The following is a 14,673-nucleotide window of genomic DNA, read 5'->3' on the forward strand; positions in this document are numbered from 1 at the left end:
CTCTTGCACCTCCCCGCTTCGCGCTTTATGCTCTGCCCCTATGAAAGCACCCCGTCTCCCCATCGCCATTCAGCAGGCCGTTATGCGCAGCCTGCGGGAAAAGCTCGCCCAGGCGAACCTGAAGCTTGGGCGCAACTACCCTGAACCCAAACTCGTCTACCAGCAGCGTGGCACCTCGGCCGGTACCGCCTGGCTCGAGTCGTATGAAATCCGCCTTAACCCGGTGCTGATGATGGAAAACCAGCAGGCGTTTATCGATGAAGTGGTGCCGCACGAGCTGGCGCATCTGCTGGTGTGGAAGCACTTCGGGCGCGTCGCCCCCCATGGAAAAGAGTGGAAGTGGATGATGGAGGCGGTGCTCGGCGTTCCGGCGCGCCGTACCCACCAGTTCGAGCTGGAGTCGGTGCGCCGCAATACCTTCCCCTACCGCTGTCAGTGCCAGCAGCACCAGCTTACCGTCCGTCGCCATAATCGCGTGGTGCGCGGCGAGGCGACCTACCGCTGCGTCAAATGCGGCGAGCCGCTGGTTGCGGAATAATCATCTGAACTTTCAGGAACTTTCCTGATCTGACTGATTGCATACAGGAACAACATTCGTTACGTTGCGGGCTCGTTTTGACACGGAGTGTAAGATGTCCCGTAATTTTTCTCTCGCGGTCGCCTTTCTGACGACGGCGCTCTCAGGCCATGCTCTGGCCGACGGTATCAACAGTTTTTCCCAGGCCAAGGCCGCAGGCGTGAAGGTGAACGCCGATGTGCCGGGCGATTTCTACTGCGGCTGTAAAATTAACTGGCAGGGTAAAAAAGGGGTCGTTGACCTTGAATCCTGCGGCTACAAGGTGCGTAAAAACGAAAACCGCGCCAGCCGTATTGAATGGGAACATGTCGTTCCGGCATGGCAGTTTGGCCACCAGCGCCAGTGCTGGCAGGATGGCGGACGTAAAAACTGTGCCAAAGACCCGGTTTACCGCCAGATGGAAAGCGACATGCATAACCTGCAGCCCGCGGTGGGCGAAGTGAACGGCGACCGGGGTAACTTCATGTACAGCCAGTGGAACGGTGGCGAAGGCCAGTACGGCCAGTGCGGTATGAAGATTGATTTTAAAGAGAAAGTCGCCGAGCCCCCTGCCCGCGCGCGCGGCAGCATTGCCCGTACCTACTTCTATATGCGCGACCGTTACGATCTCAACCTCTCCCGCCAGCAGACGCAGCTGTTCAACGCCTGGGACAAGCAGTATCCGGTGACGGAGTGGGAATGCCAGCGCGACGACCGTATCGCCAGAGTCCAGGGGAATCACAACCCTTACGTCCAGCGGGCTTGCCAGGCGCAAAAGAGCTAACCTACACTACGGCAATTCGCTTATATCGCATGACACATGGAATTTCTGACTATGCGCATTCCCCGCATTTACCACCCTGAACTGATTACCGCAGGCCGCGAAATCGCCCTGTCTGATGACGCCGCCAACCACGTTGGCCGCGTGCTGCGCATGGGCGCCGGTCAGGCAATCCAGCTGTTCGACGGCTCGAACCAGGTGTTCGACGCCGAAATTACGCGGGCAGATAAAAAAAGCGTACACGTGAACGTCCTGCGCGGTGAAGTGGATGACCGGGAATCACCGCTGCACATTCATCTGGGCCAGGTCATGTCGCGCGGTGAGAAAATGGAGTTCACCATTCAGAAATCCATTGAACTGGGTGTAAGCCTCATTACGCCACTTTTTTCTGAGCGCTGTGGCGTTAAACTGGACGCGGAACGTCTGAACAAAAAGATCCAGCAGTGGCAGAAAATTGCCATTGCGGCTTGCGAACAGAGTGGCCGGAACCGTATTCCGGAGATCCGCCCGGCGATGGGTCTGGAGGAATGGTGTGCAGAAGAGGACAGTGGGCTGAAGCTCAATCTTCATCCGCGCGCCAGCGCCAGCATCAATACGCTACCGCTGCCCGTTGAGCGCGTTCGCCTGCTGATTGGCCCCGAAGGCGGCCTGTCGGCGGACGAAATTGCGATGACGGCACGTTACCAGTTTACTGATATTCTGTTGGGACCTCGCGTTCTGCGCACTGAGACAACGGCACTCACGGCCATTACCGCGCTACAGGTACGGTTTGGCGATCTGGGTTGAAGCATTAACGGAGAAGAACATGATCAAGCTCGGCATCGTGATGGACCCCATCGCAAACATTAACATCAAGAAAGATTCCAGCTTCGCCATGCTGCTGGAAGCGCAGCGTCGCGGCTATGAACTCCACTATATGGAGATGAACGATCTTTACCTGATCAACGGTGAAGCCCGCGCCCGCACCCGCATCGTTAACGTCGAGCAGAACTACGACAAATGGTACGAATTCGGCACCGAGCAGGACATTGCGCTTGCCGATCTCAACGTCATCCTGATGCGTAAAGATCCGCCATTCGACACTGAATACATCTACTGCACCTATATTCTCGAACGCGCAGAAGAGAAAGGAACGCTGATCGTCAACAAGCCGCAGAGCCTGCGCGACTGCAACGAGAAGCTCTACACCGCCTGGTTCTCTGACCTGACGCCGGAAACGCTGGTGACCCGCAGCAAAGCTCAGCTGAAGGAATTCTGGCAGAAGCACGGCGACATCATCATGAAGCCGCTGGACGGCATGGGCGGTGCGTCGATTTTCCGCGTGAAAGAGAGCGACCCGAACATTGGCGTGATTGCCGAGACCCTGACCGAGCTGGGCACGCGTTACTGCATGGCGCAGAACTATATTCCGGCGATCAAAGACGGCGACAAACGCGTTCTGGTCGTGGATGGCGAACCGGTTCCTTACTGCCTGGCGCGTATCCCGCAGGGTGGTGAAACCCGCGGTAATCTGGCCGCCGGTGGCCGCGGCGAACCGCGTCCGCTGACCGAAAGCGACTGGGAAATTGCCCGCCGCGTTGGCCCGACGCTGAAAGCCAAAGGCCTGATCTTCGTTGGCCTGGATATCATCGGCGATCGTCTGACCGAAGTGAACGTCACCAGCCCGACCTGCATTCGTGAAATTGAGGCTGAATTCCCGATTTCGATCACCGGAATGCTGATGGACGCTATCGAAAAACGTTTACAGAAATAACCTAACAATACTATTAGTGACAGCGCCTGTGTTTGTCCCCATACTGGGCGCTGTCGCTTTTTAAACCAGGAAACAGTACCTCTGACAATGAATTTACAGCATCACTTTCTTATTGCCATGCCTGCTCTCCAGGACCCGATTTTTCGCCGCGCCGTGGTTTATATTTGTGAATACAATGAAGACGGCGCGATGGGTATCATCATCAATAAACCACTGGAAAATCTTCAGGTTGAAGGAATTCTGGACAAGCTGAAAATCTCGGCTGAAGAGCGCCTGCCGGAAATACGGCTTGATAAACCTGTGATGCTGGGCGGACCTCTTGCAGAAGATCGCGGTTTTATCCTGCATACGCCGCCGGTGTTCTCTTCCAGTATTCGAATTTCGGATAACACCGTCATCACCACCTCGCGTGACGTGCTCGAAACGCTGGGTACCGCAGAGCAGCCTTCTGAAGTGCTGGTGGCGTTAGGCTATTCGTCCTGGGAGAAAGGCCAGCTTGAGCAGGAGATCCTCGATAACGCATGGCTTACCGCGCCTGCGGACATGAATATCCTGTTTAAAACCCCCATCGCCGATCGCTGGCGTGACGCGGCGAAGCTGATTGGTATTGATATCCTGACCATGCCTGGCGTAGCGGGGCACGCCTGATGAGCGGAACGCTTCTGGCCTTCGATTTTGGCACCAAAAGCATTGGCGTCGCCGTGGGGCAGCGCATCACCGGTACCGCGCGTCCGCTTACTGCCCTGAAGGCCAACGACGGTACGCCGGACTGGAATCTTATTGAGCGTCTGCTCAAAGAGTGGCAGCCGGATGACATTATTGTTGGGCTGCCGCTGAACATGGACGGTACCGAACAGCCGCTTACCGCCCGGGCGCGAAAGTTCGCCAATAAAATCCATGGCCGCTTTGGCGTCTCCGTGAAGCTTCACGACGAGCGTCTTAGCACCGTCGAAGCGCGTGCGGGTCTGTTTGAGCACGGCGGCTTCCGGGCGCTCAACAAAGGCAGCGTGGACTCCGCTTCTGCCGTGATTATCCTCGAAAGCTATTTCGAACAGGGCTTTTAAGCACGGGGCCTACAGCCGCCCCTGCGCCCGTCTCTCCGCCAGGCTCTGGTCAAAGTTCTGCATTCCTGCCTGCAGACCGGTTTGGATGATGCCGGGCAGTTGCCACGTTTTCCCTTCACGAATAAGATTTGCCGCCGCAGCGGTGTTCACCAGCAGTTCATACAGCGCGACGCGGCCGTCCTGCAGATCGGGAAGCAGCTTCTGCGCCAGCACTGCCCGGAGGCTGCCGGCCAGCTGGTTACGCACCGGATCTTTCTCCTGCGCCGGGAACGTATCGACCAGCCGTTCAATCGCCTGCGATGCCCCGCGCGTATGCAGCGTCGCCAGCACCAGATGTCCGGTTTCCGCCGCCGTTAGCGCCAGGCGGACCGTTTCGCTGTCGCGCAGCTCCCCCAGCAAAATAACGTCCGGATCCTGGCGTAAGGCACTGCGCAGCGCGTCGGCAAATGACGGACTGTGCTGGCCAATCTCCCGCTGCTGGATCAGGCAACGCTCGCTCTGGTAGATAAACTCCACCGGATCTTCAAGCGTGAGGATATGGCCGTCAGTATGGTGGTTGAGAAAATCGACCATCGCCGCCAGCGTCGTAGATTTGCCGCTGCCGGTCGCCCCCGTGACCAGAATCAGCCCGGCGTCATTGGATAACAGTTCCGGGATTGCCCGCGGCGCGCCCAGCGTAGCGAGCTGCGGACAGGTACGCGGCAACAGCCGCAGCGTCACAGAGACACCGCGCATCTGCTTAAAGGCACTCCCGCGCAGACGCTGGCCTCCCGTTACCGTCGCGGCAAAATCCACCTGTCCATTTGCCCACCATGTTCCCTGCTGCTCATCGTTGAGCCACGCTTTTAACAACGCCCCGACGTCAGGAGGAGGAAACGGTGCCGGTTCAAGGCGGCCCGTTCTGCGCCAGCGGGGTGGCGAATCACTGCACAGGTGTAGATCGGAGACGTTATGCTTTACACTAAGGGCCACAATTTCTTCCACATCCATAGACTACTCCTCGGAAAATGAACGACATTGCGCATAACCTGGCACAGGTCCGGGACAAAATCTCAGCCGCCGCAACGCGTTGCGGCCGGGCTTCAGAAGAAATTACGCTGCTTGCAGTCAGCAAAACCAAGCCTGCGAGCGCCATCGCAGAAGCTATTGACGCAGGCCAACGCGCGTTTGGTGAAAACTACGTCCAGGAAGGCGTGGATAAAATTCGTTCCTTCCAGGAACAGGGGAATACGGATCTGCAGTGGCACTTTATTGGTCCACTGCAGTCGAACAAAAGCCGTCTGGTGGCGGAGCACTTTGACTGGTGCCATACCGTTGACCGTCTGCGCATTGCGACACGCCTGAACGACCAGCGTCCGTCAGAGATGCAAGCGCTTAACGTGCTGATTCAAATCAACATCAGCGATGAAAACAGCAAGTCCGGCATTGCGCTGAGCGAGCTGGATGCGCTGGCAGCCGAAGTGGCCGCCCTGCCGCGCCTAACCCTGCGCGGGCTGATGGCAATTCCGGCGCCTGAGTCAAGTTATGAAAGGCAGTTTGCCGTGGCACAGCAAATGGCTGTAGCATTTGAGGCGCTTAAAGCGCGCTATAACACGGTAGACACGCTTTCTCTGGGCATGTCGGACGATATGGAAGCCGCCATCGCGGCAGGCAGCACTATGGTGCGCATCGGCACGGCAATTTTCGGTGCGCGCGACTACTCAAAATAATAAGGAAACCTGAGGAACGCCATGAAGACGTTGACTTTCCTGCTCTCAACTGTGCTTGAGCTGTATACGATGGCGCTTTTGCTGCGCGTCTGGATGCAGTGGGCCCGCTGTGATTTTTACAATCCGTTCTCGCAGTTTGTCGTGAAAATCACGCAGCCTGTTGTCGGGCCGCTGCGTCGTATTATCCCGGCGATGGGTCCCATCGACAGTTCGTCTCTGCTGGTGGCGTTTATTCTCAGCGTTATCAAAGCGATCGTGCTGTTTATGGTCATCACCTTCCAGCCGATTATCTGGATTGCTGCGGTCCTGATTTTAATCAAAACCGTCGGTCTGCTGATTTTTTGGGTGCTGCTGGTCATGGCCATCATGAGCTGGGTAAGCCAGGGCCGTAGTCCGGTAGAATATGCGCTGATCCAACTGGCCGAACCGCTGCTGCGCCCGATTCGCAACCTGCTGCCTTCGATGGGCGGTATTGATTTCTCGCCGATGATCCTGGTACTGCTGCTCTATGTGGTCAACATGGGGATCGCTGAGCTGCTGCAGTCCACGGGCAATATGCTGCTGCCGGGGCTGTGGATGGCGCTATGAGTGCAGTAAGCACCTGCGCTGACGGGCTGGTTTTGCGGCTGTATATTCAGCCCAAAGCCAGCCGTGACGGTATCGTTGGGCTGCATGGCGACGAGTTAAAAGTCGCCATCACCGCCCCGCCGGTTGACGGCCAGGCGAACGCGCATCTTACCAAATATCTGGCAAAACAGTTTCGCGTCGCCAAAAGCCAGGTCATCATTGAAAAAGGTGAACTTGGGCGACATAAACAGGTAAAAATCCTTAATCCGCAATCTATCCCGACGGAAGTCGCGGCTCTGAAAGAACAGGACTAAACCATGCAGAAAGTTGTTCTCGCGACCGGCAACGCCGGTAAAGTGCGCGAGCTGGCCTCGCTATTAAATGATTTTGGTCTGGACGTGATCGCCCAGACCGACCTTGGCGTGGATTCCGCCGAAGAGACGGGGCTGACGTTTATCGAAAACGCGATCCTGAAAGCGCGTCACGCCGCGCAGATTACCGGCCTGCCCGCGATTGCTGACGACTCCGGCCTGGCCGTGGATTTTCTCGGCGGCGCACCGGGGATTTACTCCGCGCGCTATTCCGGCGTTGACGCAACCGACCAGCAGAATCTGGAAAAGCTGCTTGTCGCCCTTAAAGACGTACCGGACGAACAGCGCTCCGCGCAGTTCCACTGCGTACTGGTCTATATGCGTCACGCGGAAGACCCTACGCCGATCGTCTGCCACGGCAGCTGGCCGGGCGTGATTACTCGTGAAGCGGCTGGCAACGGCGGCTTTGGCTACGATCCGATTTTCTTTGTCCCGACCGAGGGCAAAACCGCTGCGGAACTGACCCGCGAAGAGAAAAGCGCGATATCCCACCGTGGACGCGCGCTGAAACTGTTACTGGAAGCACTGCGTAATGGCTAATTTGCCGCCTCTGAGTCTTTATATTCACATCCCGTGGTGCGTGCAGAAATGCCCGTACTGCGATTTCAACTCGCACGCGCTGAAGGGCGAAGTGCCGCACGATGACTACGTTGCGCATCTGCTGGCCGACCTGGACGCCGATGTACCTTACGCACAGGGACGTGAAGTTAAGACCATTTTCATAGGTGGCGGTACGCCGAGCCTGCTGTCAGGCCCGGCGATGCAGACGCTGCTGGACGGCGTGCGTGCGCGCCTGAACCTGGCAGCGGATGCTGAAATCACGATGGAAGCCAACCCCGGTACCGTTGAGGCCGACCGTTTTGTCGACTATCAGCGCGCGGGCGTGAACCGCATCTCCATCGGCGTGCAGAGCTTTAGCGAGCCGAAACTGAAGCGCCTGGGGCGTATTCACGGCCCGGAAGAGGCGAAGCGCGCGGCAAACCTGGCGACCGGTCTGGGCCTGCGCAGCTTTAACCTGGATTTGATGCACGGCCTGCCGGACCAGTCGCTGGAAGAGGCGCTGGACGACCTGCGCCAGGCGATCGAACTGAACCCGCCGCACCTGTCGTGGTATCAGCTCACCATCGAGCCCAACACCCTGTTTGGCTCGCGTCCGCCGGTGCTGCCGGATGACGACGCGCTGTGGGATATCTTCGAGCAGGGTCACAGGCTTTTAACCGCTGCGGGCTATCAGCAGTACGAAACGTCGGCGTATGCAAAGCCGGGCTACCAGTGTCAGCACAACCTGAACTACTGGCGTTTTGGTGACTATCTCGGGATTGGCTGCGGCGCGCACGGCAAGGTGACCTTCCCGGACGGGCGGATTCTGCGTACTGCCAAAACCCGCCACCCGCGCGGGTATATGGAAGGCCGCTACCTGGAGCGCCAGCACGACGTCGAAGCGGCGGATAAGCCGTTTGAGTTCTTTATGAACCGCTTCCGTCTGCTGGAAGCCGCGCCGCGCGCGGAGTTTGCGCTGTACACAGGGCTGGCGGAATCGGTGATTCGCCCGCAGATTGACGAAGCGCTGGCGCAGGGGTATCTCACCGAGAGTGAGAAATACTGGCAGATCACCGAGCACGGCAAGCTGTTCTTAAACTCCCTTCTTGAGCTGTTCCTCGCCGAAGAATCCTGAAGGCGGATTCAGGATTTTGCATCCCGTTCTGCCGGCTGAGGGAAAGGTTGGCAGAGTGTGTGGATGATCGACCTGAAGAGACAGTCGATCACCATGGGTAAAGGATGTTAAAAATTGTTCGCCATGTCCCCGGACCGTACACCCTGAAAGGGAGAGGGAGCAAACCATCCCCTCGCCCCTTTGGGGAGAGGGATAGGGTGAGGGGAACTTACTTCAGCGTCCCCACCAGCGCCTTACGGCTGTCTTCCAGCGACACCACGCGCTTACACACGTCTTTGCCGAACTGCTGGAAATCATCTTCCTGGTTTTTCCACTCGTTCTGAATGGAGGTTTGCAGGCCGCCCAGACTGCCCAGCACGCCCTGCAGCGGGTTACCGCCGCCTTTCAGCACCGCTTTGGCACCCATCTCGTTGATGCTGTCCTGCAGGATGCCGCCCATCGCCTGGTTCACCAGCTGCTGCCCGTCGGCACGGACCTGATCGATCGCCTTATAGTGGAACGTCAGGCCGTCGGAGCGCGTCTCGATAATACGGTTCATCTGCTCTTTAAGCTGCTTGTCCAGCTTCGTCAGGCGGGTGCGCATGTTGCTGCTCTCCCCCACCTCTTTGGTGATGATCTTATCCAGCGCCACGCGGCTCTTTTCGACGCGCGTCAGGGCACCTTCATTAATCCACGGCAGCGCGGTACGCAATTCGGACTGGTAGTCTTTCGCCTGCTCGCGCTGTGCGGCAGTCAGGTTGTACTGCTTGCCGTTATAGGTGACGTTCCCTTCTGGCGTAATCACCAGATTGCCGTTCTCGCCTTTGACCTGCACGGTTTGCGGGCTTAACACCACGTCATCACGCGGGGTGACGCTACACTGATAATCCGCATGGGCGGTGAATCCGGTTGCCATCAAAGCAACTGCCAGCAACGTTTTGCGCATCTTAAACACTCCCTCAGACAAAACGGGCCAGCTAATGCTGGCCCCTTACTGCTTAATTAGTCCCACCAAACGTCGAAAAGTTCGCTGACGCGGACATCTTCGAGCTTGTGGTCTTCAAGCCACTTACGTACCAGAGCCTGATGTTCTTCGGTGCATTTACCCACTTCCTGGGTGCAGATCAGACCTTCCCATGCCAGGTAGCCGCTACCGTCGAAGGCCAGCTTGTTTGGCTCAATCACGTCGTTGATGAACGCATCCACGTCCTGATCGATCTGTTCTACATTGGTGCCTTCCGGGAAACGCCACGCAACGGAGAAGCCCACTTCCTGGAATTCTTCGATGTGCATCTTTTTACGCAGACGACGGCTACGATTCTTTGCCATTATTTCACCCTCTCGAACATTAAGTCCCATACACCGTGACCAAGACGATGGCCACGCTGTTCAAATTTCGTTACCGGACGCGATTCCGGACGCGGTACATAGTCGTTGCTCGCAGACTGGTTTTTGTAACCGTCCAGCGACGACATCACTTCCAGCATATGTTCCGCATACGGTTCCCAGTCGGTCGCCATATGGAAGACACCGCCCAGCTTCAGCTTGCTTTTTACCAGCTCGGCAAACGGCGCCTGAACGATACGGCGTTTATTATGACGCGCTTTGTGCCACGGGTCAGGGAAAAAGAGCTGAACCATGGTTAAAGAATTGTCAGGAATCATTTTGTGCAGCACTTCCACCGCGTCGTGACACATCACGCGCAGGTTCTCAACGCCCTCTTCGTGGGCCGTTGCCAGACACGCGCCCACGCCCGGCGAATGCACTTCGATACCGAGGAAGTTCTGCTCCGGGCGCGCTTTCGCCATGGTCACCAGCGAGGCGCCCATACCGAAGCCAATTTCCAGCGTGACCGACGCGTCGCGGCCAAACAGCTCGGCAAAATCCAGAGGCTGCTCGCTGAACTCAACGCCCATCACCGGCCAGTAGTTGTCCAGCGCGTGTTGCTGACCTTTTGTCAGGCGGCCCTGACGACGGACAAAGCTGCGAATACGGCGCAGCGGGCGACCGTTTTCATCAAATTCCGGTGAAATGACGTCGTTTTTCATAAAAGAGTTGTCTGCTTGTGAGAATGTTCGGGAAACGGGCATTATCCAAAGTTAAGGCTTCTATGCAAGCATGGGAAAGATCCGGTTTACAGCAGATTGACGCTGTGCTGCAATCTGCGTCCCTGATTATGCGAATCGATGACCATGCAAGCCTCTCAATTTTCAGCCCAGGTGCTGGACTGGTACGACAAATACGGGCGTAAAACCCTGCCCTGGCAAATTGAAAAAACGCCTTACAAAGTATGGCTCTCCGAGGTGATGTTGCAACAAACGCAGGTCGCCACGGTGATCCCTTACTTCGAGCGTTTTATGGCGCGCTTCCCGACGGTGACCGATCTGGCCAACGCGCCGCTGGACGAGGTCCTGCACCTGTGGACCGGTCTTGGCTATTACGCCCGCGCGCGTAACCTTCACAAGGCCGCACAGCAGGTCGCCACGCGCCACAGCGGGAAGTTCCCGGAAACCTTCGATGAGGTGGCCGATCTCCCCGGCGTTGGACGTTCAACCGCAGGCGCTATTCTCTCCCTGTCTTTAGGCAAGCATTTCCCTATCCTCGACGGCAACGTGAAGCGCGTGCTGGCGCGCTGCTATGCCGTCGACGGCTGGCCGGGGAAGAAGGACGTTGAAAAACGTCTTTGGGAAATAAGTGAGGCGGTTACTCCGGCTAACGGCGTCGAGCGTTTCAACCAGGCGATGATGGATCTCGGCGCCATGGTCTGCACGCGCTCAAAACCAAAATGCGAACTCTGCCCGGTGAATAATCTCTGCGTGGCGTATGCCAACCATTCATGGGCGCAGTATCCGGGTAAGAAACCCAAGCAGACGCTGCCGGAGCGCACCGGCTATATGCTGCTGATGCAGCACGGTGACGAGGTCTTCCTCGCCCAGCGTCCGCCGAGCGGTCTGTGGGGTGGTCTATACTGCTTCCCACAGTTTGAAGATGAAGACTTGCTGCGTGAATGGCTTAAACAGCGCGGGATTGCTGCCGATAACCTGACGCAGCTGACCGCGTTTCGCCACACCTTCAGCCATTTCCATCTGGATATTGTGCCGATGTGGCTTCCCGTGTCCTCCGTCGCCTCGTGCATGGATGAAGGCACCGCTCTCTGGTATAACTTAGCGCAACCGCCATCAGTCGGACTGGCGGCTCCCGTGGAGCGCCTGTTACAGCAATTACGTGCCGGTGCAATGGTTTAGCATCGACAAGAAAAAGAGGAATGAGTATGGCCAGAACGATTTTTTGTACTTTCCTGCAGCGTGACGCTGAAGGCCAGGATTTCCAGCTTTATCCGGGCGACCTGGGTAAACGCATCTACAATGAAATCTCCAAAGAAGCCTGGGGACAGTGGCAGAAAAAGCAGACCATGCTGATCAACGAGAAGAAACTCAGCATGATGAACCCGGAACACCGCAAGCTGCTTGAGCAGGAGATGGTGAGCTTCCTGTTCGAAGGAAAAGACGTGCACATCGAAGGCTATACGCCACCGGAAAAATAACAGCGTGCGGGGCAAACCCCGCCGTTAAAGCAAACACAACACGCACTCCCGGAATGATGAAAAAACTTTTAGCGCTAGCCCTTGTTGCGCCGTTGCTGGTCTCGTGTTCGTCAAAAAAAGGCGAAGATTACAACGAAGCCTGGATCAAGGACACCAACGGTTTTGACATTTTGATGGGGCAGTTTGCCCACAACATCGAGAACATATGGGGATTTAACGAAGTTCTTATTGCCGGACCTAAGGACTACGTTAAGTACACCGACGCCTATCTGACCCGTAGCCACATCAACTTTGATGAGGGGACGATCACGATTGAGACCATCGCAGGCACGGACCCTGCGGCACGACTGCGTCAGGCGATAATCAAAACCCTGCTGATGGGTGACGATCCTGGCTCTATCGATCTCTACTCCGATGCCGACGATATTACCATCTCGAAAGAGCCGTTCCTGTACGGCCAGGTCGTCGATCAGACCGGTCAGCCGATCCGCTGGGAAGGCCGCGCCACGAAATTTGCCGACTACCTGCTGCAGACGCGCCTGAAGAGCCGCTCTAACGGTCTGAAGATCATCTATAGCGTCACCATCAACCTCGTCCCGAACCACCTCGACAAGCGTGCGCATAAGTATCTGGGCATGGTGCGTCAGGCCTCGCGTAAATACGGCGTGGATGAGTCGCTGATCCTGGCGATTATGCAGACCGAATCCTCGTTTAACCCGTATGCGGTAAGCCGTTCCGATGCCCTGGGGCTGATGCAGGTTGTGCAGCACAGCGCCGGTAAAGACGTCTTCCGCGCGCAGGGTAAATCCGGCACGCCGAGCCGCAGCTATCTGTTCGACCCGCAGAGCAACATTGATACCGGCACGGCCTATCTGGCGATGCTGAACAATGTCTACCTGGGCGGCATAGACAACCCGACGTCGCGCCGCTATGCAGTGATCACCGCCTATAACGGCGGCGCGGGCAGCGTGCTGCGCGTCTTCTCAAATGACAAAGTGCAGGCCGCGAACATCATCAACAGCATGGCGCCGGGGGATGTCTACTCTACCCTCACCACCCGCCACCCGTCTGCGGAATCCCGTCGCTATCTGTATAAGGTGAATACGGCGCAGAAGAACTACCGTCGTCGCTAAAAAACGGCCACTCACCCTGCCCTCTCCCCTTTGGGGTGAGGGCATCAGGCCGCCCCCATCACCCACCCATACGAAAATGTTATTTGCATCACAATCCAAACTGCAAATTAATGTGGATTGCATTTTTTTGCGGGAGGTAACAAAACATATCGTTGCCAACTGATAGAATTGCATCAAATAACAACCCTGAATGTTCCCAAAACAACATATCTCCCGCTCACTTGTGAGGAAAGTAACATGAACCTTAAGCTGCAGCTTAAAATATTGTCGTTTCTGCAGTTCTGCCTGTGGGGTAGCTGGCTGACTACACTCGGCTCCTATATGTTTGTGACGCTCAAGTTCGATGGTGCGTCAATCGGTGCCGTCTACAGCTCGCTCGGTATTGCGGCTGTCTTCATGCCAACGCTGCTGGGCATCGTGGCGGATAAATGGCTAAGCGCCAAATGGCTGTACATGCTTTGCCATCTGGTGGGTGCGGGGACGCTGTTTATGGCAGCCCAGGTGACCACGCCGGGGGCGATGTTCATGGTGATCCTGCTTAACTCGCTGGCCTATATGCCAACGCTTGGGCTGATCAACACCATCTCCTACTACCGCCTGAAGTCTGCGGATATGGATATCGTGACCGATTTCCCGCCAATCCGTATCTGGGGCACCATCGGCTTTATCATGGCGATGTGGGGCGTGAGCTTCGCGGGCTTCGAACTGAGCCATATGCAGCTCTATATCGGTGCGGCGCTCTCCGTGGTGCTGGCGATCTTCACCCTGACGCTGCCGACCATTCCGGTTTCTAACCAGCAGAAAAACCAGAGCTGGAGCACCATGCTCGGCCTGGACGCCTTCGCGCTGTTCAAAAACAAACGCATGGCGATCTTCTTTATCTTCTCCATGCTGCTGGGCGCAGAGCTGCAGATCACCAACATGTTCGGCAACACCTTCCTGCACAGCTTCGATAACAACCCGCTGTTCTCCGGCAGTTTTATCGTTGAACATGCGTCGGTCATGATGTCCATCTCTCAGATCTCTGAGACGCTGTTCATCCTGACCATCCCGTTCTTCCTGAGCCGCTACGGCATCAAGAACGTCATGCTGATCAGTATCGCGGCGTGGATGTTGCGCTTCGGCCTGTTCGCCTACGGCGATCCAAGCCCGTTCGGCACCGTGCTGCTGGTGCTGTCGATGATTGTTTACGGCTGCGCCTTCGACTTCTTCAACATCTCCGGTTCGGTGTTTGTGGAAAAAGAAGTGAAGCCTGAAATCCGCGCCAGCGCGCAGGGTATGTTCCTGATGATGACCAACGGCTTCGGCTGTATTCTGGGCGGCGTGGTGAGCGGTAAAGTGGTTGAGATGTACACCACCAACGGCATCACCAACTGGCAGCCTGTATGGCTGATCTTCGCGGCGTACTCGCTGGTGCTGTTCTTCGCGTTCATCGCGCTGTTCAAGTACAAGCACGTGCGCGAGCCGCACGGTGCGCAGCCGATCGCGCATTGATTGTTGTGCCCGGTGGCGCTGCGCTTGCCGGGCCTACAAAACAAGAC

Annotated in this window: 19 protein-coding genes; 15 read left to right on the forward strand and 4 right to left on the reverse strand. The window is 56.8% G+C overall.

All coding sequences use genetic code 11. The features are described from left to right. The first annotated feature begins 40 nt into the window (after positions 1 to 40). The 6 genes from ELK40_RS19000 to ruvX all read left to right on the forward strand — a co-directional run bounded on the left by ELK40_RS19000 (position 41) and on the right by ruvX (position 4,154). Positions 41 to 538, forward strand: a complete 498-nt coding sequence (locus ELK40_RS19000; RefSeq protein ID WP_021242073.1) for a SprT family zinc-dependent metalloprotease — start codon at positions 41 to 43, stop codon at positions 536 to 538. Positions 539 to 632: 94 nt separating this feature from the next. Beyond that, on the forward strand, positions 633 to 1,340 hold the full coding sequence (gene endA / locus ELK40_RS19005) for a deoxyribonuclease I (protein WP_115876242.1): 708 nt from the start codon (positions 633 to 635) through the stop codon (positions 1,338 to 1,340). A 51-nt stretch (positions 1,341 to 1,391) separates the two neighbouring features. After that, the gene (gene rsmE, locus ELK40_RS19010; protein WP_127732265.1) at positions 1,392 to 2,123 is read left to right on the forward strand and encodes a 16S rRNA (uracil(1498)-N(3))-methyltransferase; all 732 of its coding nucleotides are present in this window, start codon (positions 1,392 to 1,394) and stop codon (positions 2,121 to 2,123) included. Between the two features lie 19 nt (positions 2,124 to 2,142). After that, positions 2,143 to 3,090: a glutathione synthase gene (gshB, locus tag ELK40_RS19015; protein ID WP_047173570.1), complete on the forward strand. Its 948-nt coding sequence runs from the start codon at positions 2,143 to 2,145 to the stop codon at positions 3,088 to 3,090. An 87-nt stretch (positions 3,091 to 3,177) separates the two neighbouring features. Beyond that, the gene (locus ELK40_RS19020) at positions 3,178 to 3,738 is read left to right on the forward strand and encodes a YqgE/AlgH family protein (RefSeq protein WP_020883695.1); all 561 of its coding nucleotides are present in this window, start codon (positions 3,178 to 3,180) and stop codon (positions 3,736 to 3,738) included. Then, on the forward strand, positions 3,738 to 4,154 hold the full coding sequence (gene ruvX / locus ELK40_RS19025) for a Holliday junction resolvase RuvX (RefSeq protein WP_127732267.1): 417 nt from the start codon (positions 3,738 to 3,740) through the stop codon (positions 4,152 to 4,154). Before ELK40_RS19020 ends, ruvX begins: the two co-directional genes overlap by 1 nt. A 9-nt stretch (positions 4,155 to 4,163) precedes the next feature. Here ruvX and ELK40_RS19030 read toward each other — a convergent pair whose 3' ends face one another. Continuing rightward, entirely contained in the window at positions 4,164 to 5,144 is a 981-nt protein-coding gene (locus ELK40_RS19030) for a type IV pilus twitching motility protein PilT (RefSeq protein ID WP_127732269.1), read from the reverse strand. Between the two features lie 17 nt (positions 5,145 to 5,161). On the opposite strand from ELK40_RS19030, the gene ELK40_RS19035 reads away from it, so the two are divergent. Genes ELK40_RS19035 through hemW form a run of 5 tightly spaced genes read left to right on the forward strand, consistent with a single transcriptional unit; the run spans position 5,162 to position 8,476 of the window. Then, positions 5,162 to 5,863 (forward strand): YggS family pyridoxal phosphate-dependent enzyme, encoded by a 702-nt coding sequence (locus ELK40_RS19035; RefSeq protein WP_115876245.1) that lies wholly within the window; start codon positions 5,162 to 5,164, stop codon positions 5,861 to 5,863. Positions 5,864 to 5,884: 21 nt separating this feature from the next. After that, positions 5,885 to 6,451: a YggT family protein gene (locus ELK40_RS19040; protein ID WP_111963226.1), complete on the forward strand. Its 567-nt coding sequence runs from the start codon at positions 5,885 to 5,887 to the stop codon at positions 6,449 to 6,451. Continuing rightward, positions 6,448 to 6,744 carry a DUF167 family protein YggU gene (gene yggU / locus ELK40_RS19045; protein ID WP_023309131.1) on the forward strand — a complete coding sequence of 99 codons (297 nt, stop codon included), beginning with the start codon at positions 6,448 to 6,450 and terminating at the stop codon, positions 6,742 to 6,744. Before ELK40_RS19040 ends, yggU begins: the two co-directional genes overlap by 4 nt. A 3-nt stretch (positions 6,745 to 6,747) precedes the next feature. After that, complete coding sequence (locus ELK40_RS19050) at positions 6,748 to 7,341, forward strand: XTP/dITP diphosphatase (RefSeq protein ID WP_127732271.1); 594 nt, start codon at positions 6,748 to 6,750, stop codon at positions 7,339 to 7,341. Further along, positions 7,334 to 8,476 (forward strand): radical SAM family heme chaperone HemW, encoded by a 1,143-nt coding sequence (gene hemW / locus ELK40_RS19055; RefSeq protein ID WP_127732273.1) that lies wholly within the window; start codon positions 7,334 to 7,336, stop codon positions 8,474 to 8,476. The genes ELK40_RS19050 and hemW overlap by 8 nt, the downstream gene beginning before the upstream one ends. 208 nt (positions 8,477 to 8,684) lie before the next feature. Here the strand turns inward: hemW and ELK40_RS19060 are convergent, their stop codons facing one another. The 3 genes from ELK40_RS19060 to trmB are packed head-to-tail and all read right to left on the reverse strand — an operon-like array spanning position 8,685 to position 10,503. Continuing rightward, positions 8,685 to 9,401, reverse strand: coding sequence for a DUF2884 domain-containing protein (locus ELK40_RS19060; protein WP_008499762.1), 717 nt, complete (start codon positions 9,399 to 9,401; stop codon positions 8,685 to 8,687). A 56-nt stretch (positions 9,402 to 9,457) separates the two neighbouring features. After that, positions 9,458 to 9,784, reverse strand: coding sequence for a YggL family protein (locus ELK40_RS19065; RefSeq protein WP_127732275.1), 327 nt, complete (start codon positions 9,782 to 9,784; stop codon positions 9,458 to 9,460). Continuing rightward, positions 9,784 to 10,503 carry a tRNA (guanosine(46)-N7)-methyltransferase TrmB gene (trmB, locus tag ELK40_RS19070; protein ID WP_127732277.1) on the reverse strand — a complete coding sequence of 240 codons (720 nt, stop codon included), beginning with the start codon at positions 10,501 to 10,503 and terminating at the stop codon, positions 9,784 to 9,786. The genes ELK40_RS19065 and trmB overlap by 1 nt, the downstream gene beginning before the upstream one ends. 144 nt (positions 10,504 to 10,647) lie before the next feature. Here trmB and mutY point away from each other — a divergent pair, with 144 nt between their 5' ends. From mutY to ELK40_RS19090, 4 genes are all read left to right on the forward strand, one after another. Further along, positions 10,648 to 11,700, forward strand: a complete 1,053-nt coding sequence (gene mutY / locus ELK40_RS19075) for an A/G-specific adenine glycosylase (RefSeq protein ID WP_206529370.1) — start codon at positions 10,648 to 10,650, stop codon at positions 11,698 to 11,700. Positions 11,701 to 11,726: 26 nt separating this feature from the next. Next, positions 11,727 to 11,999 carry an oxidative damage protection protein gene (locus ELK40_RS19080; RefSeq protein ID WP_023309138.1) on the forward strand — a complete coding sequence of 91 codons (273 nt, stop codon included), beginning with the start codon at positions 11,727 to 11,729 and terminating at the stop codon, positions 11,997 to 11,999. A gap of 56 nt (positions 12,000 to 12,055) precedes the next feature. Beyond that, complete coding sequence (gene mltC, locus ELK40_RS19085; protein WP_111963230.1) at positions 12,056 to 13,132, forward strand: membrane-bound lytic murein transglycosylase MltC; 1,077 nt, start codon at positions 12,056 to 12,058, stop codon at positions 13,130 to 13,132. A gap of 237 nt (positions 13,133 to 13,369) precedes the next feature. Continuing rightward, positions 13,370 to 14,626 (forward strand): nucleoside permease, encoded by a 1,257-nt coding sequence (locus tag ELK40_RS19090; RefSeq protein ID WP_115876247.1) that lies wholly within the window; start codon positions 13,370 to 13,372, stop codon positions 14,624 to 14,626. Positions 14,627 to 14,673 lie beyond the last annotated feature (47 nt).

Origin of the sequence: Enterobacter sp. N18-03635 (genome assembly GCF_004006055.1) — a bacterium.
Lineage (GTDB): Bacteria > Pseudomonadota > Gammaproteobacteria > Enterobacterales > Enterobacteriaceae > Enterobacter > Enterobacter vonholyi.

What these genes read in the sequence shown, in the direction of transcription:
- ELK40_RS19000 (WP_021242073.1), top strand. Translation starts at nt 41, where the DNA reads ATGAAAGCACCCCGTCTCCCCATCGCCATTCAGCAGGCCGTTATGCGC.
- endA (WP_115876242.1), top strand. Translation starts at nt 633, where the DNA reads ATGTCCCGTAATTTTTCTCTCGCGGTCGCCTTTCTGACGACGGCGCTC.
- rsmE (WP_127732265.1), top strand. Translation starts at nt 1,392, where the DNA reads ATGCGCATTCCCCGCATTTACCACCCTGAACTGATTACCGCAGGCCGC.
- gshB (WP_047173570.1), top strand. Translation starts at nt 2,143, where the DNA reads ATGATCAAGCTCGGCATCGTGATGGACCCCATCGCAAACATTAACATC.
- ELK40_RS19020 (WP_020883695.1), top strand. Translation starts at nt 3,178, where the DNA reads ATGAATTTACAGCATCACTTTCTTATTGCCATGCCTGCTCTCCAGGAC.
- ruvX (WP_127732267.1), top strand. Translation starts at nt 3,738, where the DNA reads ATGAGCGGAACGCTTCTGGCCTTCGATTTTGGCACCAAAAGCATTGGC.
- ELK40_RS19030 (WP_127732269.1), bottom strand. Translation starts at nt 5,144, where the DNA reads ATGGATGTGGAAGAAATTGTGGCCCTTAGTGTAAAGCATAACGTCTCC.
- ELK40_RS19035 (WP_115876245.1), top strand. Translation starts at nt 5,162, where the DNA reads ATGAACGACATTGCGCATAACCTGGCACAGGTCCGGGACAAAATCTCA.
- ELK40_RS19040 (WP_111963226.1), top strand. Translation starts at nt 5,885, where the DNA reads ATGAAGACGTTGACTTTCCTGCTCTCAACTGTGCTTGAGCTGTATACG.
- yggU (WP_023309131.1), top strand. Translation starts at nt 6,448, where the DNA reads ATGAGTGCAGTAAGCACCTGCGCTGACGGGCTGGTTTTGCGGCTGTAT.
- ELK40_RS19050 (WP_127732271.1), top strand. Translation starts at nt 6,748, where the DNA reads ATGCAGAAAGTTGTTCTCGCGACCGGCAACGCCGGTAAAGTGCGCGAG.
- hemW (WP_127732273.1), top strand. Translation starts at nt 7,334, where the DNA reads ATGGCTAATTTGCCGCCTCTGAGTCTTTATATTCACATCCCGTGGTGC.
- ELK40_RS19060 (WP_008499762.1), bottom strand. Translation starts at nt 9,401, where the DNA reads ATGCGCAAAACGTTGCTGGCAGTTGCTTTGATGGCAACCGGATTCACC.
- ELK40_RS19065 (WP_127732275.1), bottom strand. Translation starts at nt 9,784, where the DNA reads ATGGCAAAGAATCGTAGCCGTCGTCTGCGTAAAAAGATGCACATCGAA.
- trmB (WP_127732277.1), bottom strand. Translation starts at nt 10,503, where the DNA reads ATGAAAAACGACGTCATTTCACCGGAATTTGATGAAAACGGTCGCCCG.
- mutY (WP_206529370.1), top strand. Translation starts at nt 10,648, where the DNA reads ATGCAAGCCTCTCAATTTTCAGCCCAGGTGCTGGACTGGTACGACAAA.
- ELK40_RS19080 (WP_023309138.1), top strand. Translation starts at nt 11,727, where the DNA reads ATGGCCAGAACGATTTTTTGTACTTTCCTGCAGCGTGACGCTGAAGGC.
- mltC (WP_111963230.1), top strand. Translation starts at nt 12,056, where the DNA reads ATGAAAAAACTTTTAGCGCTAGCCCTTGTTGCGCCGTTGCTGGTCTCG.
- ELK40_RS19090 (WP_115876247.1), top strand. Translation starts at nt 13,370, where the DNA reads ATGAACCTTAAGCTGCAGCTTAAAATATTGTCGTTTCTGCAGTTCTGC.